The organism is Streptomyces sp. NPDC087428 (genome assembly GCF_044744085.1).
Taxonomy (GTDB): domain Bacteria; phylum Actinomycetota; class Actinomycetes; order Streptomycetales; family Streptomycetaceae; genus Streptomyces.
Genome location: NZ_JBIUXR010000009.1, coordinates 304086 through 328511, shown reverse-complemented (window position 1 = coordinate 328511; position 24426 = coordinate 304086). Strand labels below are relative to the sequence as shown.

At 70.7% G+C, this 24426-nt stretch carries 18 protein-coding genes; 12 read left to right on the top strand and 6 right to left on the bottom strand.

All coding sequences use genetic code 11. The annotated features are described in order from the left end of the window. Positions 1–8: 8 nt before the first annotated feature. The 3 genes from ACIO3R_RS21120 to ACIO3R_RS21110 all read right to left on the bottom strand — a co-directional run bounded on the left by ACIO3R_RS21120 (position 9) and on the right by ACIO3R_RS21110 (position 4897). Positions 9–2084 (bottom strand): SpoIIE family protein phosphatase, encoded by a 2076-nt coding sequence (locus ACIO3R_RS21120; RefSeq protein ID WP_402107649.1) that lies wholly within the window; start codon positions 2082–2084, stop codon positions 9–11. A gap of 388 nt (positions 2085–2472) precedes the next feature. Then, complete coding sequence (gene pgm / locus ACIO3R_RS21115) at positions 2473–4113, bottom strand: phosphoglucomutase (alpha-D-glucose-1,6-bisphosphate-dependent) (RefSeq protein WP_385032098.1); 1641 nt, start codon at positions 4111–4113, stop codon at positions 2473–2475. A 46-nt stretch (positions 4114–4159) separates the two neighbouring features. After that, complete coding sequence (locus tag ACIO3R_RS21110) at positions 4160–4897, bottom strand: 4'-phosphopantetheinyl transferase family protein (RefSeq protein ID WP_402107647.1); 738 nt, start codon at positions 4895–4897, stop codon at positions 4160–4162. 184 nt (positions 4898–5081) lie between these two features. Between ACIO3R_RS21110 and ACIO3R_RS21105 the strand changes: the two genes are divergently transcribed. Continuing rightward, a complete protein-coding gene (locus ACIO3R_RS21105) occupies positions 5082–5576 on the top strand; it encodes a GNAT family N-acetyltransferase (protein WP_385032035.1) in 495 nt (164 codons plus the stop codon). A 149-nt stretch (positions 5577–5725) separates the two neighbouring features. Here the strand turns inward: ACIO3R_RS21105 and ACIO3R_RS21100 are convergent, their stop codons facing one another. Continuing rightward, positions 5726–7156 carry an MFS transporter gene (locus tag ACIO3R_RS21100; RefSeq protein WP_402107644.1) on the bottom strand — a complete coding sequence of 477 codons (1431 nt, stop codon included), beginning with the start codon at positions 7154–7156 and terminating at the stop codon, positions 5726–5728. Next, on the bottom strand, positions 7149–7595 hold the full coding sequence (locus ACIO3R_RS21095; protein WP_402107641.1) for a MarR family winged helix-turn-helix transcriptional regulator: 447 nt from the start codon (positions 7593–7595) through the stop codon (positions 7149–7151). Before ACIO3R_RS21095 ends, ACIO3R_RS21100 begins: the two co-directional genes overlap by 8 nt. A gap of 389 nt (positions 7596–7984) precedes the next feature. Here ACIO3R_RS21095 and ACIO3R_RS21090 point away from each other — a divergent pair, with 389 nt between their 5' ends. From ACIO3R_RS21090 to ACIO3R_RS21065, 6 genes are all read left to right on the top strand, one after another. Continuing rightward, positions 7985–12274: a discoidin domain-containing protein gene (locus tag ACIO3R_RS21090; RefSeq protein WP_402107638.1), complete on the top strand. Its 4290-nt coding sequence runs from the start codon at positions 7985–7987 to the stop codon at positions 12272–12274. 330 nt (positions 12275–12604) lie between these two features. Further along, on the top strand, positions 12605–14032 hold the full coding sequence (locus tag ACIO3R_RS21085) for an extracellular solute-binding protein (RefSeq protein WP_402107636.1): 1428 nt from the start codon (positions 12605–12607) through the stop codon (positions 14030–14032). 88 nt (positions 14033–14120) lie between these two features. Next, positions 14121–15080 carry a sugar ABC transporter permease gene (locus ACIO3R_RS21080; protein WP_362958986.1) on the top strand — a complete coding sequence of 320 codons (960 nt, stop codon included), beginning with the start codon at positions 14121–14123 and terminating at the stop codon, positions 15078–15080. A gap of 15 nt (positions 15081–15095) precedes the next feature. Next, positions 15096–16055 carry a carbohydrate ABC transporter permease gene (locus ACIO3R_RS21075; RefSeq protein WP_385032050.1) on the top strand — a complete coding sequence of 320 codons (960 nt, stop codon included), beginning with the start codon at positions 15096–15098 and terminating at the stop codon, positions 16053–16055. Positions 16056–16173: 118 nt separating this feature from the next. Next, positions 16174–17799: a glycoside hydrolase family 13 protein gene (locus ACIO3R_RS21070; RefSeq protein ID WP_402107632.1), complete on the top strand. Its 1626-nt coding sequence runs from the start codon at positions 16174–16176 to the stop codon at positions 17797–17799. A 90-nt stretch (positions 17800–17889) separates the two neighbouring features. After that, positions 17890–18216, top strand: a complete 327-nt coding sequence (locus tag ACIO3R_RS21065; RefSeq protein ID WP_385032056.1) for a cupin — start codon at positions 17890–17892, stop codon at positions 18214–18216. A gap of 187 nt (positions 18217–18403) precedes the next feature. Here the strand turns inward: ACIO3R_RS21065 and ACIO3R_RS21060 are convergent, their stop codons facing one another. Beyond that, on the bottom strand, positions 18404–18760 hold the full coding sequence (locus ACIO3R_RS21060; RefSeq protein ID WP_385032059.1) for a YciI family protein: 357 nt from the start codon (positions 18758–18760) through the stop codon (positions 18404–18406). 153 nt (positions 18761–18913) lie between these two features. Here ACIO3R_RS21060 and ACIO3R_RS21055 point away from each other — a divergent pair, with 153 nt between their 5' ends. The 5 genes from ACIO3R_RS21055 (at position 18914) to ACIO3R_RS21035 (ending at position 24336) form a co-directional block, all read left to right on the top strand. Further along, complete coding sequence (locus ACIO3R_RS21055; protein WP_402107630.1) at positions 18914–19540, top strand: GNAT family N-acetyltransferase; 627 nt, start codon at positions 18914–18916, stop codon at positions 19538–19540. Between the two features lie 99 nt (positions 19541–19639). Next, complete coding sequence (locus ACIO3R_RS21050; RefSeq protein ID WP_402107627.1) at positions 19640–20512, top strand: ABC transporter substrate-binding protein; 873 nt, start codon at positions 19640–19642, stop codon at positions 20510–20512. A gap of 168 nt (positions 20513–20680) precedes the next feature. Further along, positions 20681–20944 carry a type B 50S ribosomal protein L31 gene (locus ACIO3R_RS21045; RefSeq protein ID WP_363021730.1) on the top strand — a complete coding sequence of 88 codons (264 nt, stop codon included), beginning with the start codon at positions 20681–20683 and terminating at the stop codon, positions 20942–20944. Positions 20945–21117: 173 nt separating this feature from the next. Then, positions 21118–22359, top strand: a complete 1242-nt coding sequence (locus ACIO3R_RS21040) for a beta-ketoacyl-[acyl-carrier-protein] synthase family protein (protein ID WP_402107824.1) — start codon at positions 21118–21120, stop codon at positions 22357–22359. 69 nt (positions 22360–22428) lie between these two features. Then, positions 22429–24336 (top strand): acyl-CoA dehydrogenase, encoded by a 1908-nt coding sequence (locus tag ACIO3R_RS21035; RefSeq protein ID WP_402107623.1) that lies wholly within the window; start codon positions 22429–22431, stop codon positions 24334–24336. Positions 24337–24426 lie beyond the last annotated feature (90 nt).

Below are 24426 nucleotides of genomic sequence, written 5' to 3'. Positions count from 1 at the left end.
CCGGCCCGTCAGGCTTCGCCGTCGGGGGCCGGGATCTCCTGTTCGGTCCACAGGGCCTTGCCGTCGCTGCCGTACCGGGTGCCCCAGTGCGTGGCGAGCCGCGACACGATGAACAGGCCGCGGCCGCCCTCGTCCACGGTGCGCGCGTGGCGCAGGTGGGGCGCCACCGGGCTGGTGTCGTGGACCTCGCAGGTGAGGGTGCGGTCCAGCAGGAGGCGCAGGTGCAGCGGCGGGGTCCCGTAGCGGACCGCGTTGGTGATCAGCTCGCTCACGATGAGCTCGGTCGCCTCGATCGTCTCCTCGTCGAGGTTCCACCCTTCGAGCCGGTCCCGGACGAGCGTGCGGGCGATGGCCGGTGTGGTCCGGTCGTGGGCCAGCTCCCAGGTCGCGAAGCGTTCGGGCGGAACCACACCGGTCCTGGCGAGGAGCAGCGCGGCACCGTCGGGATGGGCACCGGCCGGCAGGCTGTAGACGATGGCGTCGCACAGCTGCCGCAGCGGGCGGTCCGGATAGGCGAGCGCGTCCTGCACCCTGGCCACGGACCGGGAGTCAGGCAGCAGCGAACCGGTGAGGAAGGCCAGCACACTGCCTTCGTCGAGCTCGACCGTCGCTGTGGCGAAGGGGGCGCTGTCCTCGGAGAAGAGCGGCGGACCCTCCGGTACGTCGAGGAAGACCGGGCTGCCGTCGGGCGCGACGACGACCGGCGCCGGATGGCCCGCCCGCGCCACGGTGCAGGTCCGGGTGAACGGGTCGTAGACCGCGTACATGCAGGTCGCCGTCAGGGCCTGACTGTGCAGCGAGTCGCCGGGCGGCAGCGACCTGCGCTCCTCCGCCAGCCGGTCGGCCGTCGTGTTGAGCCGGGCCAGCACCTCGTCGGGCTCCAGGTCGAGGCCGGCCAGTGCGTGGATGACCGTGCGCAGCTGCCCCATGGTGATGGCCGTCTGGAGCCCGTGTCCCGCGACGTTGCCGATGCTCAGCGCGGTACGCGCACCGGACAGCCCGACGGTGTCGAACCAGCAGCCGCTGTTGCGCCCCGGGAGCAGCACATGCGCGGTCTCGATGGCGATCCGGGCATCCTCGTGCCGGGGGAGCAGCCGGCGCTGGACGGTCGACGCGATCACGTGGTCGTGCTCGAAGCGCCGCGCGTTCTCGATGCTCAGCGCGGCATGGGCGGTCGCGGTCAGGGCGAGGGCGAGGTCGTTCTCGTCGTACGGTTCGACGCCATCGAACCGGTAGAGACTCACCAGTCCGAGCACGGCGCCGTGAAGTTTCAGCGGGACCACGATCAGGGAGTGGGCCCCGGACACCTCCACCAACCGCGCGCTGTCCGGATCCGAGGCCAGCCACGCGGTGTCCGGGCCGAGCGCGGACAGCCGGGGGCGCAGATCCGTGACGGCGAGCGCGAACGGCGTACGGCCGGGCAGCCGCCGCGTGTCCCCGGCCATGTTGTCGCCGCCGGGCCCCCGCTGAGCCGCGCGGCGCAGCGGCACATCGGGTCCCAGCGGACCGAGCGGAGGGGACAGACCACGCAGGACCTCGTCCACCACCTCGACCACGGCGAAACCGGCGAACCGCGGCACCAGCGCCGCGACCAGGCCCTCGCAGGCCGCCGCCACGTCGAGGGAGTGGCCGACCTCCCTGCGCACGGCCGTCAGGCAGTCCTCCCGCGCGCGTGCCTTCTCCCGTTCGTTGACGTCGATGACCGCCGCCAGCACCCCGAGGGGCCGCCCCTCGGGATCGTCCAGCCGGTGGAGGGTGACCTCAAGGCTGTGGCTGGGGCCGGGCGCCTGGGCCAGCCGCCCCCGGATGACCCGGTCGAGCACGGTCGTTCCGCTCTCCAGCACCTGGTGCAGCAGCCGTTCCGCCTCGTCCGGATCATCGAGCCGGTACGCCTCGGTGAAGTGCAGGCCCACGAGCTGCTCGGCGCCGACCGCGTCGGACAGGGCGTTGACGCGCTCCACCCGCAACTCCGTGTCCAGGACGTGCAGTCCGACCGCGGACTGGTTGAACAGGGCGTCCAGGAGAGCCACCGCCATGGCATCGCCCGCGGCCGTACCGGGGACCGCTCCACCGGCGTCCGACACCTCGCACCCCCATCAGGCTCCGCCACCCCGGCGAACCGGCAGCTCTTGGGACAGCCTGCGCACCTGCCGTCCGGCCCGCCACCGCGCGGGGCCGAACGGGGGAAGCCGCCGTCCCGCGCACCGCCGCGATCCGGCTCCGGACGGACGGCGACCTTTCCGGGCCCGGCGGTCACTGACGTCACGGAACCCGCCCCCACCCCCGGAAGGCATCCACCGTGGCCCCTGAGGACCCCCGATCCTCCCGCAGACGCCGCACCACCCGGGCCCGCACGCCGCTCGGCGCGGTGACGGCGGGTCTGCCGGCCGAAGGTGTCCACTCCCTGACCGGGCGGAAGGCCGCGTCCCAGGCGGACCGAAGCCGGGAACGCGGCCTTCCGTTCGTACCGCGTCAGGCGTCCAGGGCCGCCGAGACGACGGCCTTGGCCTCCTCCTGGACGCGGCCCAGGTGCTCGGCACCGAGGAAGGACTCCGCATAGATCTTGTAGACGTCCTCGGTGCCCGAGGGGCGGGCGGCGAACCAGGCGTTCTCCGTCGTCACCTTGATGCCGCCGATCGCCTCCCCGTTGCCCGGCGCGGAGGTGAGCACGGCCGTGACCGGCTCACCGGCGAGGGTGTCGGCGCTGACCTGCTCGGGGGAGAGCCGCGCCAGCACCGCCTTCTGCTCACGGTCCGCCGGGGCGTCGATCCTGGCGTACGCCGGCTCACCGAACCGCGAGGTCAGCGCGGCGTAGCGCTCGGACGGCGAATCGCCCGTCACCGCGAGGATCTCGGAGGCGAGCAGCGCGAGAAGGATGCCGTCCTTGTCCGTCGTCCACACCGAGCCGTCCCGGCGCAGGAAGGAGGCCCCGGCCGACTCCTCGCCGCCGAACCCGAGCGACCCGTCGGCCAGACCGTCCACGAACCACTTGAACCCGACCGGCACCTCGACCAGTTCCCGGCCGATATCGGCGGCGACCCGGTCGATCATTCCGGATGACACCAGGGTCTTGCCGACACCCGCCCCGGTGGGCCACTGGTCCCGGTGCGTGTACAGGTAGTCGATGGCGACGGCGAGGTAGTGGTTCGGGTTCATCAGGCCCGCGTCGGGGGTGACGATGCCGTGCCGGTCCGCGTCGGCGTCGTTGCCGGTGGCGATGTCGTAGCGGTCGCGCTGCCCGATCAGCGAGGCCATCGCGTACGGCGACGAGCAGTCCATGCGGATCTTGCCGTCCCAGTCCAGCGTCATGAACCGCCAGGTGGGGTCGGTGAGCGGATTGACCACGGTCAGGTCGAGCCGGTGCTGTTCGGCGATGCGGCCCCAGTACGCGACCGACGCCCCGCCCAGCGGGTCGGCCCCGATGCGTACGCCGGCCGCGCGCACCGCGTCGAGGTCGAGCACGGACGGAAGGTCCGCCACGTAGCTGCCCAGGAAGTCGTACGTCCCGGTCGACGGCGCCGCCAGCGCGCGGGCGCGGGTCATCCGGCGCACGTCCTTGAGACCGCCCGCGATGATCTCGTTGGCCCGGTCCTGGATCCAGCCGGTCGCCCCGGACCCGGCCGGACCGCCGTTCGGCGGGTTGTACTTGAACCCGCCGTCACCGGGCGGGTTGTGGGACGGGGTGACCACCACACCGTCGGCGAGGTGCGACGTACGGCCGCGGTTGTACGTGAGGACGGCGTGCGAGACCGCGGGCGTCGGGGTGTAGCCGTCGGCCGAGTCGATGAGCACGGCCACGTCGTTCGCCGCGAACACTTCGAGGGCGGTGACCTGCGCGGGCTCCGACAGCGCGTGGGTGTCGGCCCCGAGGAACAGCGGCCCGTCCGTGCCCTGCAGAGCCCGGTACTCGCTGATGGCCTGGCTCGTCGCGGCGATGTGGTCCTCGTTGAACGCGGTGGCCGTCGACGACCCCCGGTGCCCCGAGGTGCCGAACGCCACGCGCTGGCCGGCCTCGGCCGGATCCGGGTGCAGCGTGTAGTACGCCGTCACCAGCCGTGCCACATCGGTCAGGTCCTCGGGACGCGCCTGCTGTCCGGCTCGTGTGTGCGGCATCTGCCACTCCTCCGTATCGGTCGGTCGGTGCGATCTGCCCGCCGGGTCATTTTCGCCGGTCGCCCCCGTGGGCGGGCGCCCGCCCCGCCGTGCGGACGGCGACCGCCGCCGCGTATCCGGCGGGAACCGCGACATCGGTGACGGTCCAGCCCGGCGGGCCGGGCTCCGGACGGGGGCCGGTGCCCATGTGGTCGTGCGCGAGGCCGCCGGCCAGGCCGATCCCCTTGCCCTTCAGGTACGCCTCCTTGCGGGTCCACGCCCGGAGGAAGGCGGCCGGCCGCTGTTCCTCGGGCAGCTCCGCCAGTTCCCGGCGCTCCGCCGGATGCAGCTGGTCCCCGATCTCCGACACGGTCCGGGCCTTGGGGGTGCGCTCCACATCCACCCCCACCGGCTCGTCCGCGAACGCGAGCAGCGCGACGCCCCGGGTGTGCGAGAGGGAGAAGTGCACACCGCCACCGGTCGCGGGACGGCCGTGCGGCCCGCCGCAGGACGGACACGGTTCCCGCGTCAGCCGCACGGCGCCGGGGGCGATGCCCAGCCGGGCCCCCAGCAGCGTCCGCAGCGCCACGTGCGAGGCGACGAAGCAGAGGCGGTCGGCCTCGACGACCAGGCTCCCGGCCCGCCCGAGCTCCTCCGCGTCGAGGATCCCCGGCGCGAGCCGCTGCGCCCGCTCGCCCTCCCGCTGCGCGTCCACGACCCACAGCGCGGGGCTGCCGGGGGCCCAGGAGGGCGGCGGGCCCCGGTATCCGGTCTCGGTGAGTGCGAACTCGTCGGGCTGGTACACCGTTACGTCTTCCCTCGGCCGGGGCGGGCGCCGTGAGCGGTCGTCAACGGCGGAGCGGGCACTCGTATTCTATGGAGATCCGGACCCGTGGAGACGTATGTTCGATCACAGATGGCCAGGTCACCGTGGCGCATGAGGTACGGCGTGCTTTTCGGCCACCGACCCTTCGAACAGGAGACACCGGATGGCCCCGGACAACCGCCCGCAGCTCGGCACCGTACGGCTGCGGGACGCCCGCGCCGACGACGCGGGCTCCCTCACCCGGCTCTTCCTCGCCTCCCGGGCCGCCGCCATGCCGTACCTGCCCGGAGTGCACAGCGACGAGGCCACGCTCGGCTGGATGACCCACGCCGTGCTGCCCGGCACGGACGTCTGGGTGGCCGAACTCCACGAGGAGGGAGGCGGGGCGGAGATCGTCGGCTTCGTCTCGGTCGACGGCGAGGAACTCGAACACCTCTATCTCAGCCCCGGTGCGCAACGCCGGGGCATCGGGACCCTGCTGCTGGCGAAGGCCAGGGAGCACAGCCCCGGGGGGCTCGCCCTCTATGCCTTCCAGCGCAATGCCGGTGCCCGCGCCTTCTACGAGCGGCACGGCTTCACCGCGGTCGGGTTCAACGACGGCAGCCGCAACGAAGAGGGGGAGCCCGACGTCCGCTACCGCTGGACCGCGTCGGGGTGAGGCGGGGCGGCGAACGCCTGTGAAGCGGCACTGAGGGCGCGGGCCCGTTCGGCGACGGTGGCGACCTCGCGCCCCATGGATGACGGGGCACCCGCGCTGCGCGCCGTGTCGAGGGCGTGCGCGGCGCGCGGGGCGAAGTCCCGGGTGGGCTAAGGCGCTTGTGGCGCAGTGGCCGTGGTGCCCTGCTCCGCCGCGCGGCCGAGCGTGCGGTCGAAGACGGTCAGCAGCAGGTAGAGCACACCCGCGCCGAGCATGATCCAGGCGAGATGGTGCATGCCGCCGGTGTCCGCGCGCTGCCCGAAGGAGGCGGCCGCGGTGGAGGAGGCGACCATCGAGCCGACGTAGGCGAAGGTGCGCAGCAGTCCGGCCGAGGAGGCGGTGCGCTCGGGATCGGACTGGAAGTAGACCGAGTTCTGCAGGGCCAGGCTGTTCAGCCCCTGCGGGATGCCGAATATCAGGGCGACGAGGACCAGCGTCCACACCGGGCTGTCCCCGGTGAGCGTCAGCATCACCGCACAGGCGGCGATCTGGCCGAGCCCGCCGACGATCAGTTTGCCGCGCACGCCCTTGCGCCGCCCCGTGACGACCGAGACGCCGATGGCCACCAGGAACATGGGGATCTGCACCAGCCCGGCGTGGAAGGGCGAGAGCCCGAAGCCCTCCTCCGTCCACTGGGTGAACCCGTAGAGGAAGGCGTAGGCGACGATGTAGGCGACCAGTGCGCGCCCGTAGGTGGCCAGCAGCGGCGTGTTGCCGCCCAGTACCCGCAGGTTGATGAACGGGGTGGGGGCCCGTAGCTCCCGCACCGCGAACGCGGCGCTCGCCGCGGCGGTGATCGCCGGCAGGTACCAGTCGCGCAGGTGAAGGTTCATCAGGAACAGCAGCAGGGAGATGAGCATCGCGGCGAACAGCGCCATCCCGGGCAGGTCGAGCTGGGCGGCGAGGCGCCCACGCCGCGGGGACTCCCCGGTGCCGGCCTCCTTGGGGAGCCGGAGCAGCCCCAGCAGCACGGCCACGGCGGCGAGCGGCACATTCAGGGCGAAGGTGCTGCGCCAGCCGCCCAGCCCGATCAGCAGGCCGCCCAGCAGCGGGCCGAGTACCGCGATGGTCTGGTTGGCGACGGCCAGGGCGGTCAGCACCCCGCCGGGACTGTCCTGCCCGGTGCGCTTGGCTTCGCTGCGCACCAGCGCCATCGCGGCGGGATACCCGGCGCAGGTGCCGAACCCGAGCAGGACGCGAGAGGCGATCAGCACGCCCAGGTTCGGCGCCAGGGTGCCGACGACACCGGCGACCCCGACCAGGCTCGTGCTGACGAGGAAGAGTCTGCGCGGCCCGAAGATGTCGATGAGCCGGCCCATGACGGGCTGCCCGAGCGCGGTGGCCAGGTAGAGGGCCGAGACCAGCCACGCGGTCCGGGAGGGCGGCGCGCCCAGCGCGTCGCCGATGGGTATGAGCGTGACGGCGATGATCGTCGAGTTGATCGGGTTCAGGACCGAGCCCAGCATCATCGGCGGCAGCAGCCGCCGGTCGAAGCCCGCCACCGCCGTCCCGTCCCGCCCCGCCGTTGTCCGGTCATTCATGAGTGAGGCGCTCCAGTACGGCCATGGCGGCGATCACGGCCCGCCGTTCCTCCTCCGTGCACCTCTCCTGGAACTCACCGGCGAGCCATTCCTGCCGGGCCTGCCGCCCCTCCGCGACGCGTTGGCGCCCCTCCGCGGTCAGCGCGATCAGCAGACGGCGCCCGTCATCGGGGTCCGGCCGCCGTTCCACGAGCCCCAGGGCGGTCAGCGAGGCGACCGTGGCCGTCATCGACTGGTGGCGCACGCCCTCGGCAGAGGCGAGCTGACTGGCCGTGACGCCGGGCGTACCGGACAGCCGCGTCAGCACGGACTCCTGTCCGAAGGTGATGTCCTCGGCTTCGGCGGCGTTCAGGATGCGGCGGCGCAGGCGGCCGATGACCGTACGGACCTCTCGTGAGGCCTGGACCGCTGAGGGGGACGTGCGCGGGCTCTCGTTCATGCGCTCCACAGTAGAATGCACAGCCTGAGTTGTACAGTCTTACCTGTACAGATTGAACTGTATTCCTCGACCCGCCTCCCCGTCCGAGCTGGCACCTTTCAGCGCCTTTCACTTTTGCGCAAATCTTTTGCGTAAATTGCAGGCCGTTTGCGAACGCGGCGATGAGCCATCTATTGCCTTATTTGTCGGGGCAGTTGAGGCGGTGTGGGGGAGTCCGTTTACGTTTCAGGTTCTGCCGCGACAGTGGACTCCCCGTTAATTCTCTGCAACTCTCTGACCGCAATACGCAAAAGTCCATCCTGTGGGTGCAGGAAACCATGCCCCAGCAGGTACGCAGAAAGAGCCGCGCCTTGGACGCGCCCTGCGCCGAGGCCGAAGATCGGGGACCTATGAGACCGCAACGCTGGAGATGGCGGGTCCTTTCCGCCACTGTCACCACCAGCCTGCTGATGATCGGCTGGCCGGCACTCAACGCCTCGGCGGCCGGCGGCCCGAACATCGCCGCCGACCAGAAGACGGCCGCGAGCAGCGCCGGCAGCGGGAAGGCCGCGGGGAACATCTCCGACGGTGACCAGTCGACGTACTGGGAGGGGGCGAGCAGCGCCCTGCCCCAGTGGGTGCAGAGCGACCTGGGCAAGGTCACCCGCATCGACCAGGTCACCCTGAAGCTTCCCGCCGACTGGAAGAGCCGCCGGCAGACCCTGTCACTCCAGGGCAGCGCCGACGGCACCAGCTTCTCGACGCTGAAGACCTCGGCCGCCTACACGTTCGCGCCGGGCGGCTCCAACAAGGTGACCATCGGTTTCCCGGCCACCCAGGCCCGGTTCGTACGGGCGAACATCACCGAGAACACCGTCGCGAAGAACGGCCAGCTCGCCGAGCTGGAGGTCCGCGCGGCGGCCGAGTCGTCGGTGAACCTGGCCGCCGGCCGTACGCTGACGGCCAGCAGCTACACCCAGACGTACACCGCCGCCCAGGCCAACGACGGCAACGCGGCCAGCTACTGGGAGAGCCGCAACGGCGACCTGCCGCAGTGGCTCCAGGCGGATCTCGGGTCCTCGGTACGGGTGGACCGGGTGGTGCTGCGCCTGCCGGACGGCTGGGAGACCCGCAGCCAGACGCTGAAGATCCAGGGCAGCGCCAACGGCACGGACTTCACCGACCTGACGCAGTCCAAGGCGTACACCTTCAGCCCGACGGCCGGTGAGTCGGCGACGATCACCTTCGACGCCACGACCACGCGCTACGTACGCGTCCTCGTCTCCGCCAACTCCGTCCAGCCGGGCGCCCAGGTCTCCGAGCTGGAGATCTACGGCCCCGTGTCCGGTGACACCCAGGCGCCGACCGCGCCGACGCAACTGGCGTACACCGAACCGGCCACCGGGCAGATCAAGCTGACCTGGAAGGCGTCGACGGACGACACCGCCGTCACCGGCTACGACATCTACGCCAACAACACGCTGCTCACCAGCGTGGCCGGCAACGTCACCACGTTCACCGACACCCGTCCGGCCAGTGCCACCGTGTCGTACTACGTCCGGGCCAAGGACGCGGCGGGCAACACCTCGGCGAACAGCAACACCGTGACCCGTACCGGGGATTCGGGCGACACCCAGGCGCCGACCGCACCGGGCAACCTGAGCTTCACCGAGCCGACCGCCGGGCAGATCAAGCTGGTCTGGCAGGCCTCCACCGACAACAAGGGCGTCACCGGGTACGACATCTACGCCAACAACGTGCTGCGCAAGAGCGTCGCGGGCGATGTCACCACCTACACCGACACCCAGTCCGCCGCCACCACGGTCTCCTACACCGTCCGCGCCAAGGACGCGGCGGGCAACGTGTCGGGCGACAGCAACACCGTCACCCGCAACGGCAGCACGAGCGCGGCGTCCAACCTCGCGATCGGCAAGCCCATCACCGCCTCGTCCGTGGTCCACACGTTCGTCGCGGAGAACGCCAACGACAACAGCCTGACCACCTACTGGGAGGGCGCCGGGGGCAGCTACCCGAACACGCTGACGGTCAAGCTCGGCGCCAACGCGGAGACCGAGAGCGTCGTCGTCAAGCTCAACCCGGACAGCAGCTGGGGGGCCAGGACCCAGAACATCCAGGTGCTCGGCCGTGAACAGAGCGCCTCGGCCTTCACCAGTCTGGTCGCGGCCAAGGACTACGCGTTCAGCCCGGCCGGCGGCAACGCGGTGACCATTCCGGTCAGCGGCCGGGTCGCCGACGTCCAGCTCAAGTTCAACTCCAACACCGGCTCCGGTGCCGGTCAGGTCGCGGAGTTCCAGGTCCTGGGCGCTCCGGCACCCAACCCGAACCTCCAGGTCAGCTCGGTGACCGCGGCTCCCGCCGCGCCCGTCGAGTCGGACCCGATCACCCTGACCGCGACGGTGCGCAACAGCGGTCCGGTCGCGGCGCCGGCGAGCAAGCTCGAATTCCGGCTCGGCGGTTCCAAGGTCGCCACGGCGTCCGTGGGCGCGCTGGCCGCCGGGGCCTCCGCCCAGGTCAGTGCGGAGATCGGACCGCGCGACGCGGGCAGCTACGAACTCAGTGCCGTCGCCGACCCGGCGAACGAGGTCATCGAGCAGAACGAGACCGACAACACCTACACCAGCGCGACCGCCCTGGTCGTCAAGCCGGTCGCCAGCTCGGACCTGGTGGCGACCGGGGTCAGCACCTCCCCGTCCGCCCCGTCCAACGGGCAGAACGTCACCTTCTCCGTAGCCATCAAGAACCAGGGCACGGTGGCGTCCGCGGCGGGCGGCCACGCCATCACGCTGACCCTGCTGGACTCCAAGGGCGCCACGGTGAAGACCCTCACCGGCACCTACACCGGGGCCATCGCCGCGGGCGCCACCAGCGCCCCGGTGAGCCTGGGCAGCTGGACGGCGGCCAACGGTTCGTACTCCGTGAGGACGGTGATCGCGGACGACGCCAACGAACTCCCGGTGAAGCGCGAGAACAACACCTCCACCAGCTCGCTCTTCGTCGGCCGCGGCGCCGACATGCCGTACGACATGTACGAGGCCGAGGACGGCGTCACCGGCGGCGGCGCCCAGGTCGTCGGTCCGAACCGGACCGTCGGCGACGTCGCGGGCGAGGCTTCCGGCCGCAAGGCCGTGACCCTCAACAGCACCGGCAACTACGTGGAGTTCACCACCAGGGCGAGCACCAACACCCTGGTGACCCGGTTCTCCATCCCCGACTCCGCGGGCGGCGGAGGCATCGAATCCAAGCTGAACCTCTACGTGGACGGCGTCTTCCTCAAGGCGATCGACCTCACCTCGAAGTACGCCTGGCTGTACGGCGCCGAGACCGGTCCCGGGAACTCCCCGGGCGCGGGTTCGCCGCGGCACATCTACGACGAGGCGAACGTGATGCTGGGCAAGACCGTCCCGGCGGGCAGCAAGATCCGGCTGCAGAAGGACGCCGCGAACACCTCCACCTACGCGATCGACTTCGTCAGCCTGGAGCAGGCCACCCAGATCGCCAACCCGGACCCGGCCGCCTACGCCGTGCCCGCCGGATTCACCCACCAGGACGTCCAGAACGCCCTGGACAAGGTGCGGATGGACACCACGGGCAAGCTGGTCGGCGTCTACCTGCCGGCCGGTGACTACCAGACCGCGAGCAAGTTCCAGGTCTACGGAAAGGCCGTGAAGGTCGTCGGCGCCGGTCCCTGGTACACCAGGTTCTTCGCACCCTCGGGCCAGGAGAACACCGACAACGGTTTCCGTGCCGAGGCAAGCGCCAAGGGCTCGTCGTTCGCGAACTTCGCGTACTTCGGGAACTACACCTCGCGCATCGACGGCCCCGGCAAGGTGTTCGACTTCTCCAACGTCTCGGACATCACCATCGACAATGTCTGGAACGAGCACACGGTGTGCCTCTACTGGGGCGCGAACACCGACAGCATCACCATCAAGAACTCCCGCATCCGTGACACGTTCGCCGACGGCATCAACATGACCAACGGCTCGACGGACAACCACGTCGTCAACAACGAGTCCCGGGCCACGGGCGACGACAGCTTCGCCCTGTTCTCGGCGATCGACTCCGGTGGCTCGGACATGAAGAACAACGTGTACGAGAACCTCACCTCGATCCTCACCTGGCGCGCGGCGGGTGTCGCCGTCTACGGCGGCTTCGACAACACCTTCCGCAACATCCTGATCGCGGACACCCTGGTCTACTCGGGCATCACGGTGAGCTCGCTGGACTTCGGCTACCCGATGAACGGATTCGGGACCGAGCCGACGACGATCGAGAACGTGTCGGTCATCCGCTCGGGCGGCCACTTCTGGGGGACGCAGACCTTCCCCGGGATCTGGCTGTTCTCCGCCTCCAAGGTGTTCCAGGGCATCAGGATCAACAACGTCGACATCGTCGACCCGACGTACAGCGGCATCATGTTCCAGACCAACTACGTGGGAGGGCAGCCACAGTTCCCGATCAAGGACACCGTGCTGACCGACATCTCGATCTCCGGCGCCCGCAAGAGCGGGGACGCCCTGGAGGCCAAGTCGGGCTTCGGGCTGTGGGCCAACGAGATGCCGGAGGCCGGCCAGGGGCCCGCCGTCGGTGAGGTGACCTTCAACGGTCTCAAGCTCAGCGGCAACGCGCAGGACGTGAAGAACACGACCTCCACCATGAAGATCAACATCAACCCGTAGCGGCCCTTGCGCACAGGGACGCCGTCCGGTCAGCCGGACGGCGTTCCGTGGTGCGCAAATTCCTTGCGTCCGCACGTGCGAAGTTTGCAGGAACGGAACCGGCGACCGGTCACGAACCATGCGGAACCACCCCTGGCGTGCTGTCTCGGCTCTCTGGAGCCGAGTGGCACGCCTCTGTCGTGCATCACACAGGGCATGCAACGCACTGTCAAACTTTTACGAAAACTGCGCGAGATATTGCGTTCACATGTCGGCGCTGGTTGAGTGTGCCTCGCCCCGGCAGAGAGCCGGCCGAGGGCCTTCCATGCTCATGCCCGAAGGGGACCATCGATGAGAAGTGCTGGGTTCAGCCGCACACGCCGTACAAGCCGTGCCTCAGCGGCCGCCCTCGTCACCGCACTCGCCCTGACCGCTCTCGCCTCCTGCGGCACGAGCAGCAGCAGCGACGACGGTGACAAGGACAGTGGATCCAAGGGTTCGTCCGACCCGTCGGCCCCGCTCGACCCGAAGGCGAAGGTGACGATCTCGATCGACTGCATGCCGCCGGCGGCCAAGGCCGCGGAGCTGCGTGAGTGGAACGAGGACATCAAGACGTTCAACAAGACCTACCCGAACGTCACGATCAACGGAAAGTCCACCCCCGGGCAGTGCCTGGAGCCTCCCCGCTTCACGGCCATGCTGAAGGGGAAGTCGCAGCCGGACGTCTTCTACGCGTACTTCACCGACCTTCAGCAGGTGCTGGACAACGACGGGGCCACGGACATCTCCGCCTACGTCAACGACAAGTCGGTGCCCGCGCTCAAGGAGATCCAGCCCCAGGTCATCGATGTGGCCCGCAAGGACGGCAAGCTCTACGCACTGCCGACCAGCAACTACACCATGGGCCTGATGATCAACCGGAAGCTGTTCACGCAGGCCGGCCTCGACCCGAACACCCCGCCCGCCACTTGGGACGAGGTCCGCACCGCGGCGAAGAAGATCGCGGCTCTGGGCAAGGGCATCGCCGGCTTCGGCGAGTACAGCGCCGGCAACAACGGCGGCTGGCACTTCGCGGCCACCCAGTACGGCCTCGGCGGGGACGTCGTGGACGCCTCCGGCAAGAAGGCGGCCTTCAACGACGCCTCCGGCAAGCAGGTCCTCCAGCAGCTGCACGACATGCGCTGGGAGGACGACAGCATGGGCAAGACCCAGCTGCTGAAGTGGGGCGATCTGCAGAAGCAGATCTCCACCGACAAGCTCGGCATGTTCCTCGCCGCCCCCGACGACATCGCGTACATGGTGCAGCAGCTCGGCGCCAAGTACGAGACCTTCGGCCTGGGCCCGATCCCCGGCGCCAAGGGCACCCTTTTCGGCGGCAACAACTACATGATCAAGAAGGGCAGCTCGCCCGACCAGATCAAGGCCGCTGTCGCCTGGCTGAACTTCAAGAACCTCTCCCCGGGCAAGGGGCAGTTCGACTGGGCCCGCACCAAGGCCGACAAGCTGCCCGTCGGACTGCCGCAGCCGAACTTCTTCCTGGGTGACAGCAAGGCCAAGGACGACGCGTCACGCACCACCAACGCGTCGATGCCCATCGAGAACTTCAAGGCCTTCATGGACAACCCCGTCCAGGGCAAGGCCGAGCCGCCGAAGGCGCAGGAGATCTACAAGATCCTCGACAACGCCATGTCCGGTGTCCTGACCAACAAGGGCGCCGACATCGACAAGCTGCTCTCCACCGCCGAGCAGCAGGTCAACCAGGTTCTGGCGAACCAGTAACGGACGCGCGGGGCCGGGTCACGCGGACCCGGCCCCGCATCCGGACCCGTCCGACTGCGCTTCAGTTCACCGGCACCGAGGAGACACCATGTCGGCCCCTACCCTGTCCAGCGGCAAGGCGACCAGGCCACACCGCGGACCCGCAGGACCCACCCGCCCGAACTCCGCCCGCGACGAGTTCCTGCGTGTTCTGCGCCGCAACATCTCAGCGCATGGCTTCCTGATCGGAGCGGTGCTCTGCTTCTCGTTCTTCTCCTGGTATCCGATGGTCCGGGAATTCATCCTGGCCTTCCAGAAGACCGAGAACGGCAAGACCACCTGGGCCGGCTGGTCCAACCTGTCCTACGTCGTCAACGACCCGGCGTTCTGGCAGGCCTGGCGCAACACCCTGCTGTTCACGGTGCTCGCGCTGGTGTTCGGCTTCGCCGTCCCGTTCGTCGTCGCCGTCGTGCTCAACGAGTTCCGGCACGGACAGGGATATCTGAGACTGCTGGTCTATCTGCCGGTGATGCTGCCGCCGGTCGCCTCCGTACTGCTCTTCAAGTACTTCTACGACCCCGGCTACGGACTCTTCAACCGCATCCTGGAAATCTTCCATCTGCCCGCACAGCAATGGCTCCAGGACACCGACACCGCCATGCTCTCGGTCGTCATCGCGGCGACCTGGATGAACATGGGCGGCGCGACGCTGATCTACCTGGCCGCACTCCAGGGGATTCCAGGTGAGCTGTACGAGGCGGCGGAACTGGACGGCGCCGGACTGCTGCGCAAGGTCTGGCACGTCACCATCCCGCAGACCCGGCTCATCCTCTCGCTGCTCCTGCTGATGCAGATCATCGCGACGATGCAGGTCTTCACCGAGCCGTTCCTGCTCACCAACGGCGCCGGCCCCGAGGGCTCCACCACCACCGTCGTCTACCTCATCTACCAATACGCCTTCAACTTCAACAACTACGGCAGCGCGGCGGCACTCGGCCTCGTCCTGCTCGTCGTCCTCGCGGGAGTCTCCGCGGTGTACGTACGACTGAGCCGCAGCAGCGAAGACTAGGACGGGAGCACGACCATGGCATCGAACACGCTTGTCTCCCGGCGCGGGAGCGACGGACGCAAGGCCACGCGGCGCAAGGACCGGCGCCCCGCCGACATCGCGCGCCAGCGCACCCTGATCTCGCCGGCCCAGCTCGGCAGGGGCCGCGGCAAGGCCGTCTACTGGATCATCTTCGCCGCGGTGATCCTCCTGTTCACGATGGTCTTCCTCGGACCGCTGTACTGGATGGTCACCGGCGGCCTCAAGACCACGCAGGAAGTGGTGCAGAGCCCGCCCACGGCGTTCCCCAGCTCGATCCACACGGAGAACTACAGCCGGGCCTGGTCCGTGATGGACCTGTCCAAGCTGCTCTTCAACACCCTGTACTACGCCTTCGGCGCGCTCGCCTTCCAGCTGATCTTCGACGTCGCCGCCGCCTACTCGCTGTCCAAGCTGCGGCCGGTGTTCGGCAAGGTCATCCTCGGCATGATGCTGGCCACCCTGATGATCCCGGCCACCGTCCTGGTCGTACCCCAGTACCTGACCGTCCTGGACGTGCCGATCTTCCAGCGCAACCTGCTGAACTCGCCGTGGGTGATCTGGCTCCCGTCCGTCACCAACGCCTTCAACATCTTCCTGCTGAAGCGGTTCTTCGACTCCATCCCGAGAGAACTCCTTGACGCCGCCGCCATCGACGGGGCATCGCCCGTGCGCACCCTGCGCTCGGTGGTCCTGCCGATCTCCCGGCCGATCCTCGGCGTCGTCTCCATCTTCGCCGTCGTCGGGGTGTGGAAGGACTTCCTCTGGCCCATGCTCACCCTCCCCGACCCGAGCAAGCAGACCCTGAACGTGGGGATCTACTCGCTGGCCAACGGAGTTCCCGAGAACGTGCTCATCGCCGCGCTCACCATCGCGTCCATCCCGACGCTGCTCATCTTCCTGATCTTCCAGCGCAACATCATGGGCGGTCTGACCGCGGGCGGCCTCAAGGGCTGACCCCTTCGCCACACCACCCGCACAGCCGCCCTCCCCTCAGCACTCCGCCGCCGGCTCGACCGTCCTGCCCCGCACGCGGGCCGGCGGCGGAGTACCACCTGCCCGAAAGGAACGTCACGTGGCAGCCAACCGTCCGTCCGAGGCCACCGCGAACTGGTGGCGCGACGCCGCCATCTACCAGATCTATGTACGCAGCTTCGCCGATGGCGACGGTGACGGCACCGGCGACCTCGCGGGGGTACGGGCCAGGCTGCCCTACCTCGTCGAACTCGGCGTGGACGCACTCTGGTTCACCCCCTGGTACCTCTCGCCGCTCGCCGACGGCGGCTACGACGTGGCCGACTACCGCACCATCGACCCGGCGTTCGGCACCCTGGCCGAGGCGGAGAAACTGATCGCCGAGGCCCGCGAGCTCGGCATCCGCACCATCATCGACATCGTGCCCAACCACGTCTCCGACCAGCACGCCTGGTTCCGGGCAGCCCTGGAAGCCGGTTCCGGCAGCCCGGAGCGCGACCTCTTCCACTTCCGCAAGGGGCGGGGCCCGGACGGTGCGATTCCGCCCAACGACTGGGTCTCCGAATTCGGCGGCACGCCCTGGACCCGGCTGGACGACGGCGAGTGGTACCTCCACCTCTTCGCCACCCAGCAGCCCGACCTCAACTGGGCGCACCCGGCGGTCCGCCAGGAACACGAGGAAGTGCTGCGGTTCTGGTTCGAACGCGGCGTCTCGGGCGTACGGATCGACTCCGCGGCCCTGCTCGCCAAGGACCCCGCACTGCCCGACTTCGTCGAGGGCAGCGACCCGCACCCCTTCATCGACCGCGACGAACTGCACGCCATCTACCGCTCGTGGCGCGCCATCGCCGACGAGTACGGCGGCGTCTTCGTCGGCGAGGTCTGGCTCCCCGACACCGAACGGTTCGCCCGCTACCTGCGCCCCGACGAACTGCACACCGCTTTCAACTTCAACTTCCTGGCCTGCCCCTGGGACGCCGGGCTGCTGCGGACCGCCATCCAGGACACGCTCGCCGAGCACGCCTCGGTCGGCGCCCCCGCCACCTGGGTCCTGTGCAACCACGACGTGACCCGCACCGTCACCCGTTACGGCCGCACCGAGACCGGCTTCGGCTTCGACGCGAAGACCTTCGGCACGCCGACGGACCTGGTCCTCGGCACCCGCCGCGCCCGCGCCGCCGCCCTGCTCTCGCTGGCCCTGCCGGGCGCGGCCTACCTCTACCAGGGCGAAGAGCTCGGCCTCCCCGAGGTGGACATCCCGCTGGACCGCATCCAGGACCCGATGCACTTCCGCAAGGGCGGCACCGACCCCGGACGCGACGGCTGCCGGGTACCACTGCCCTGGTCGGCGCAGGGACCGTACGCCGGATTCGGCGCCACCGCCGAACCCTGGCTCCCGCAGCCGGCCGACTGGTCCTCGTACGCCGCCGACGTGCAGAGCGACGATCCGGAATCGATGCTCACCCTGTACCGCGAGGCGCTTCGGCTGCGCCGCGGCGAACCGGGGTTCGGGACGGCTGGGGAGCCCGGAATCCGCCGGCTGACCTGGCTGGACGCGGCGCCCGGTGTGCTCTCCTTCGCCCGGACCGACGGACTCGTCTGCCTTGTCAACCTGGCCGCAGAGGCGGCCGAGCTGCCCCGCCACACCGCGGTGCTGCTGGCCAGCGGCCCGCTCGACGGAGCGGGCAGGCTCCCGCAGGACACCGCGGTGTGGCTGCGGGCCTGACCTCCGGACACCGGACGCACCTGCCCATGGGCCCGGCGGGGCCCATGGGCAGGATCGCGGGGGAACGAGGGCTGCGGCACAGTAGGGCATATGGACGCCCCGAATGATCTGAATGCCCTCGCCGACGAGCACCTGGCCGCAGCCCGCACTTCCCCGCACGGCCGCAGCGCCCACCTCCTGCTGCACGAGGACCCGCTGCGGCAGACCGTCATCGCGCTGACCTCGGGCTCCGCGCTCGACGAGCACAACGCCCCGCCCGCCGCCTCCCTCCAGGTGCTGCGCGGCACGGTCCGGCTCACAGCCGCCTCCGGCGATGTGGAACTGGCACCCGGACGGCTGCACCCCATCCCGCAGGAGCGGCACGGGCTGCTCGCGCTGGAGGACGCCGTGGTGCTGCTGACGGCGGTCAACGGCTGACAGCCCCCGGTCAGCCGTCGGGCAGTGCCCGGTGGCGGCGCCGCAGGAAGTCCCGCTCGGCACGCGCCGACGAGCACGGCGACGCACCGGCCGTACTCGGCGCGGAAGAGACGCTCGATCTCCCGGACGGGCAGGGCCGGTTCGTCCGGTCCGCCGCTCGGGGCGGGCCGGACGGGCGGGCCCGTCATCAGGCCTCCGCTTCACCCTCGAACGGGCGGACCTCGATGGGGAGCCCGATCGCCAGCGCGGCCTTGCGGCCCCAGTCGAGCGCGGCGTCCGGATCGGGGGCCTTGATGATGCTGAGCCCGCCGAGGTACTCCTTCCCCTCGATGTACGGCCCGTCGGTGAGCACCGTGCCGCCGTCCTCCGCCCGTACGACGGTGGCCGTGCCCGGCGCACTCAGACCGCCGTCGAAGACCCGGGCCCCGGCCTGTTGGAGCTCGCGGTGGAACTCCTCGACGTTGCGCATGATCCGTTCCATCTCCGCGGGCTCGGGCGGCACACCGTCAGCCGGTGTGACGACGCTGAGCAGGTAGTGCTTCATGGGGTGCCTCCTCGGGTACGACGCCGGTGACCTACCGGCCTCCCACCCTCTATACGAACGGGTGCCACCCGGATCGACACGGAACACGGCCGTGTTCGACGATTTCTTCCTCCGAGTCTTTTGGGAGCGCTCCCAGGGCGGCAGGATGAGGGGATGACCCCGCGAACCGGCCCCCGTGCCTACCACCCGGACGACCGTGCGGCGCTTGCCGACATCTGCGTCCGGACGGCGGACAACGGCGGTGACTCCCGGCACCTGTACCCGGACCTGGAGCTGATGCCGTCGATATTCGCCGCACCGTACGCGTACCTCGAACCCGACCTGGCCTTTGTCATCGACGACGGCACGGGCCGCGCGGTCGGATACATCCTCGGGACGGCGGACACCCCGCGGTTCGTGACGGAGTTCCGCGAGCGCTGGCTGCCCCGGGTCGAGGACCGCTACCCGCGACCGGAGGGCGCGCCGCGCGGGCCCTCCGACGAGATGGTCGCGCTCCTGCACCACCCGGAGCGGATGGTCCTGCCCGAACTGGCCGGCCACCCGGCCCACTTGCACATCGACCTGCTCCCCGAGTGGCAGCGCCGGGGGTACGGGAGAGAGCTGATGCGTACGTTCCTGGCAGCCCTGCGCGCCAGGAACGTCGAGGGGGTGCATCTGTCCATGCTCACCGCCAACACGCCGGCCAGGGCCTTCTACGACCGGCTCGGCTTCGCCGAACTCCCGGTACCGGACCCCGGGCCCGTCAGCTATCTGGTGCGCGGCACGGAGGCGGACCTGTAGAGCGACGCCGTGCCGGGGGTGCCACGCCGGATCGCTGGGCAGGTACAGGTGTACGACCCCGAAACGGGGCGAAGCGGCCGGTGGCGAGAGGCGTGTGACGTGAGCGAACAGACCGTATGGCAGTTCTCCGACGACCGTGGACAGGTGTCGTCCGCCGAGCGGCGCCCGACGCGGGTGCTCGCCTACGTCCAGGCCGGAGCGACCTTGTGGGACCACGGGATACGGCCGATCGGGATATTCGGCTCCGGCCATGACGACCCGGCCGTGCCCGACACCGCGAAGACCGGATCGCTGCCCCTGACCGAGGTCGCGTACGCCGGCGCGGGCGCCACGCTGGACGTGGAGACGCTGCTGAGCGGCGAGCCCGACCTCGTGGTGGCCGTCAGCTACGGCGGCGGCCAGGTCTACGGCCTCGCCCCGGAGACGGCCAAGCACCTGGAGGAGCACGTCCCCGTCGTCGTCATCGACGTGGGCCAGGCACGCACCCTCGCGGAGACCGGCGACCGCTTCGCCCTGCTGGCCCGCTCGCTGGGCGCGGAGGAGCCCCCGGCGGCCGCGCGGGACCTGGACGCGGCCCGGGACCGGCTGCGCACGTTCGCCGCGGGACGGGACCGGACCAGGGTTCTCGCCCTGTCCCCGGCCGGACAGGAGCAGGCGCACCTGGCCCGCCCCCGCATGTGGCCCGAACTGCGGGTGCTGGCAGAGCTCGGCATCGACCTGGTGGAACCGGCCGAGGGCCCGGGTGCGAACTGGTCCACGGTCGGCTGGGCGGAGGCCGGGGCGCTGCGCCCCGCCGTCGTGCTCGCCGACATCCGGGTCAACGCCACCCCCCTCGACGAGCTCCGGACGAACGAGGCGTGGGCGGCGATCGAACGCACCGCCCGGGTGGTGCCCTGGAACCCGGAGCCGGTGTGCAGCGCGCGGGCCCACGCCCGCTTCCTGGCGCTGGTGGCCGACGCGCTGGAGGCGTAGGGGCCCTCGCTCGGATCAGGACGGACCGGGGAGCGGACGGACGGCGCCACCGCGGCAGACGTGCGCCGATGCCCCCGTACGGACGTGTGCGATCGCGCGGGACGCCGCGGTTCGCGAGGCTGGCCGGGAGTGTCCGTGCCGGTACCCGCACGTCCCCAGGAGCAGGCCATGCAGCAGGACAAGCACCCTTCCTACCGTCCCGTCGTCTTCCGTGACCGTTCGGCGGGCTACGCCTTTCTGACCCGGTCCACCGCGTCGAGCGAGCAGACCATCGACTGGGACGACGGCAACACCTACCCCGTCATCGACGTGGAGATCTCCGCCGAGAGCCACCCCTTCTTCACCGGGAAGGCCCGGGTGGTCGACACCGAGGGCCAGGTCGCCAAATTCGAGCGGAGGTACGGCGAGGACGGAGGCGCGGACGCCTCCTGACCCGTACGGCGTCCGAGTCCCCGGCCCCTTCCCACCGGGCCGGGGACTCCGCCTGTCCGGACCGCACGTGCCCCGCGCGGAAGTGACCCGTTCGGCCCATTGGGCGCAACCTCGACCGGGGCCCGGCCGTTCGACCGGGGGCGGGTGTGAACGATGAGGGGGAGGGCCGCGGCATGGTGCGGGACGGGGCGGCGACGGTGGTGACGGGCCTGGGGCTCGTGACCCCGGTGGGCGCCGATGAGCAGACCTTCTGGGCGGGGCTGTGCGCCGGGACCGGAGTGGCCCGGCACTGCGAGGAACTGGCCGGTCTGCCGGTCGACTTCGCCTGCCGGGCCGACGGACCGGACCTGGACGAGGCGGTCGGCGGACGCGCCGTGTTCCGGATGGCGCGGTTCGTGAAGATGGCCCTTGTCGCCGCCCGCCGTGCCGTGGCGGACGCCGGGCTGTGCCCGGACCGCTGGGACGGCGGCCGGGTGGGCGTCGTACTGGGCGTCGGCGTGGGCGGTGTCTCCGTACTCGTCGACAACGTCCGCAGGCTGGACGCGGACGGGCCGCTCGCGGTCTCCCCGCTCCTCGTGCCGATGATGATGCCGAACGCGGCCGCGGGGGAGGTCGCCATCGACCTGCGGGCCCACGGACCGAGCCTGTCCCCGGCCACCGCCTGCGCGTCGGGCGCCACCGCGATCGGTCTCGCCCGCGACCTGCTGACGAGCGGTCAGTGCGATGTGGTGGTGGCGGGCGGCGCGGAGTCCGTGGTGACTCCGCTGGTCGTGACCGCGTTCGCGGGAATGGGGGCGCTCTCGGTGCGCACCGGTGATCCGGCGGCCGCGTCGAGGCCGTTCGCCGTGGACCGCGACGGGTTCGTCCTCGGCGAGGGCGCCGCCGTGCTCGTACTGGAACGGGCCGGGGACGTCCGGGCCCGTGGCGGGCGGGCACGGGCGGTGCTGGCCGGTACGGGCGCTGCCACGGACGCCCACCACCCCACCGCGCCCGACCCGGGCGGCCGGGGCGCCCAGCGGGCGGTCGAGGCGGCACTGGACCGGGCGGGCTGGGCCGCCCGCGACGTGGACCACATCAACGCACACGGCACCTCCACCCCGCTGAACGACGCCATGGAGAGCGCGCTGATCGCCCGGCTCTTCCCGCACCGGCCCTCGGTGACCGCACCGAAGGGCGTCATCGGGCACACCCTCGCGGCGGGCGGCGCGATCGAGGCGGTGGCCACCGTGCTGACCCTGGAGCACGGCCTCGTCCCGCCGATCGCCAACCTCGACGCGCCGCCGGCGGAGTCCGGCCTCGACTGTGTGACCAAGGAACCCCGCAGACAGCGCGTCGAGCGGGCCCTCAGCCACTCCTTCGGATTCGGCGGCCACAATGTCGCCCTCGCCTTCCAACGGGCCCCGACACCTTACTGAACAGGAAGAAAAGGTCGGTCAATACCGGAAATCCGGGTGTCCTGACTGTTTCCTGATCGTTCCTGTCGTATGACCACAACGATCGACTGCACCGCTGTGACCGAACCCGTCACGGAACACGTCGCGGACCGGCTCACCACGGTGCTCCTCGGCGCGCACGCCCGCCGGGAACACGGCTTCTGGCAGCGGATCATCGCCACCGAGCCGTTCCGCAGGCCGGCGTTCCCCCCGCCCGGCCCCACCTCCGACGAACAGCTCGCACTCGCCTACGCACGCCTGCGCACACTCAACAACGCCCTTGACAGCGGCGCCAGGCTGGCCGCCGACCCCCGCGGCCTGGCCGCACTGCACGAATGGCTCGCCCCGGTGGACCCGACCCTCGCCACCGTCGCGGGAATCCACTACAACCTCTTCCTCGGCAGCCTGCTGGACCACGACACCGACCGGTCCCGCGATCTGTCGGACTTCCTCGCGATGCGACGCATCGGGACCTTCCTCTGCACGGAGGTGGCGCACGGCAACGACGCCGCCGCGGTCGAGACGACGGCCACCTACGACCCTGCCCGGGACGGATTCGTGCTGCACACACCGCACCTGGGCGCGCAGAAGTTCATGCCCAACACCAGCCAGGCCGGCGGCCCCAAGTCGGGGCTCGTCGCCGCCCGGCTGTTCGTCGGCGGAGTCGACCACGGAGTCTTCCTGCTGCTGGTGCCGCTCACCGACGCGTTCCAGACCCTGCCCGGGGTACGGATCCGCAGGCTTCCGGCACGGATGGGCAGCCCCGTGGACCACTGCCTGACCTCCTTCGACCAGGTATTCGTGGGACGTGAGGCGCTGCTCGGCGGCGCACAGGGGCAGGTCGGTGACGACGGGGTGTTCCGCAGCGGCACCGCCGGCCGCAGACGCCGGTTCCTCGCCTCCATCGCCCGCGTGACCACGGGCCGCATCTGCATGAGCGCGAGCGCGGTGGGCTCCGCCCGGGCCACCCTCGCCATCGCGGTCCGCTACTCCGGCCACCGGTACATCTCCGGGGGCCGCGCGTTGCCGCCGCTGGCGGTGATCGCCCACCGCAGCCACCACGGCCCGCTCGCCGGGGCCATGGCCACCGTCTTCGCGATGAGCCTGCTGCACCGGCGTGCCCTGGACCGCTGGGAGGCGGCGGTGCACGGCCCGGCGCCGGAGCGCGAGGCAGCAGGGCAGCTGGTCGACATCGCCAAGGGATGGATCACCTGGCAGGCCAGGTCCGTGATCGTCGAATGCCGCGAACGCTGCGGCGCCCAGGGCCTGCTGGAGAGCAACGGGATCACCGAACTCGTCACCGGGGTGGAGGGTGCCATCACCGCGGAGGGCGACAACCTGGCCATCCACGCCAAGGCGGCGTCCGAGATGGTCATCTCCGCGATGCCCGCGGCACTGGACGAGGGGGGTTTCCCGGACGGCTCGCCGGCCGGCGGCCTGGACGATCTGCGGTACCTCGGCCGGCTCCTGGCCCAGGTGGAGCGGATCCAGTTCGCCCGCTCCCGCGCACGCATGGCACGGGCCCCGCACGGTGGACCGCTGAAGCGGTGGAACGCGGGATCAGGGCCCGCACTGCGTGGCGTCGAGGCGCACGCGTACCGGCAGGCGGCCGACGCCTACGCGCAGGCCGTCGAGGACCTGCCCGAGGGGCCCGCCCGCGAGCGGCTGAGCGATCTGGCCCGGCTGTTCGCGCTGCGCTGGATCGAACGCAACAGCGGGGACCTGCTCGTCGCAGGCCACCTCACGGCCGGCCAGGTCGACGGACTGACGGAGACCATCGAGCAACTCGTCACCGCCGTCGCTGCCCACCTGCCGGAACTCGCCGCCTCCTTCGGGCTGCCGGAGGAGCTGCTCGCCGACTGGCCCATCACGGGGGCCCGCTACGCCGAGGCGTACGACGACCCGGACGCGTCCTGGCACACGGGCGGACGACTGGCGCCCGCCGGGGCCGAGTGGTGAGGGCCCGGCCGCTGCTCCGTGCGGCCGAGGCGGCACAGGGGCTCGGAGTCGGCGTCGTGCTCCTGGCCTTCTGGGGCACCGCGGCCGTGT

What these genes read in the sequence shown, in the direction of transcription:
- pgm (WP_385032098.1), bottom strand. Translation starts at nt 4,113, where the DNA reads ATGCCGCACACACGAGCCGGACAGCAGGCGCGTCCCGAGGACCTGACC.
- ACIO3R_RS21105 (WP_385032035.1), top strand. Translation starts at nt 5,082, where the DNA reads ATGGCCCCGGACAACCGCCCGCAGCTCGGCACCGTACGGCTGCGGGAC.
- ACIO3R_RS21100 (WP_402107644.1), bottom strand. Translation starts at nt 7,156, where the DNA reads ATGAATGACCGGACAACGGCGGGGCGGGACGGGACGGCGGTGGCGGGC.
- ACIO3R_RS21095 (WP_402107641.1), bottom strand. Translation starts at nt 7,595, where the DNA reads ATGAACGAGAGCCCGCGCACGTCCCCCTCAGCGGTCCAGGCCTCACGA.
- ACIO3R_RS21090 (WP_402107638.1), top strand. Translation starts at nt 7,985, where the DNA reads ATGAGACCGCAACGCTGGAGATGGCGGGTCCTTTCCGCCACTGTCACC.
- ACIO3R_RS21085 (WP_402107636.1), top strand. Translation starts at nt 12,605, where the DNA reads ATGAGAAGTGCTGGGTTCAGCCGCACACGCCGTACAAGCCGTGCCTCA.
- ACIO3R_RS21080 (WP_362958986.1), top strand. Translation starts at nt 14,121, where the DNA reads ATGTCGGCCCCTACCCTGTCCAGCGGCAAGGCGACCAGGCCACACCGC.
- ACIO3R_RS21075 (WP_385032050.1), top strand. Translation starts at nt 15,096, where the DNA reads ATGGCATCGAACACGCTTGTCTCCCGGCGCGGGAGCGACGGACGCAAG.
- ACIO3R_RS21065 (WP_385032056.1), top strand. Translation starts at nt 17,890, where the DNA reads ATGGACGCCCCGAATGATCTGAATGCCCTCGCCGACGAGCACCTGGCC.
- ACIO3R_RS21060 (WP_385032059.1), bottom strand. Translation starts at nt 18,760, where the DNA reads ATGAAGCACTACCTGCTCAGCGTCGTCACACCGGCTGACGGTGTGCCG.
- ACIO3R_RS21055 (WP_402107630.1), top strand. Translation starts at nt 18,914, where the DNA reads ATGACCCCGCGAACCGGCCCCCGTGCCTACCACCCGGACGACCGTGCG.
- ACIO3R_RS21045 (WP_363021730.1), top strand. Translation starts at nt 20,681, where the DNA reads ATGCAGCAGGACAAGCACCCTTCCTACCGTCCCGTCGTCTTCCGTGAC.
- ACIO3R_RS21040 (WP_402107824.1), top strand. Translation starts at nt 21,118, where the DNA reads ATGGTGCGGGACGGGGCGGCGACGGTGGTGACGGGCCTGGGGCTCGTG.
- ACIO3R_RS21035 (WP_402107623.1), top strand. Translation starts at nt 22,429, where the DNA reads ATGACCACAACGATCGACTGCACCGCTGTGACCGAACCCGTCACGGAA.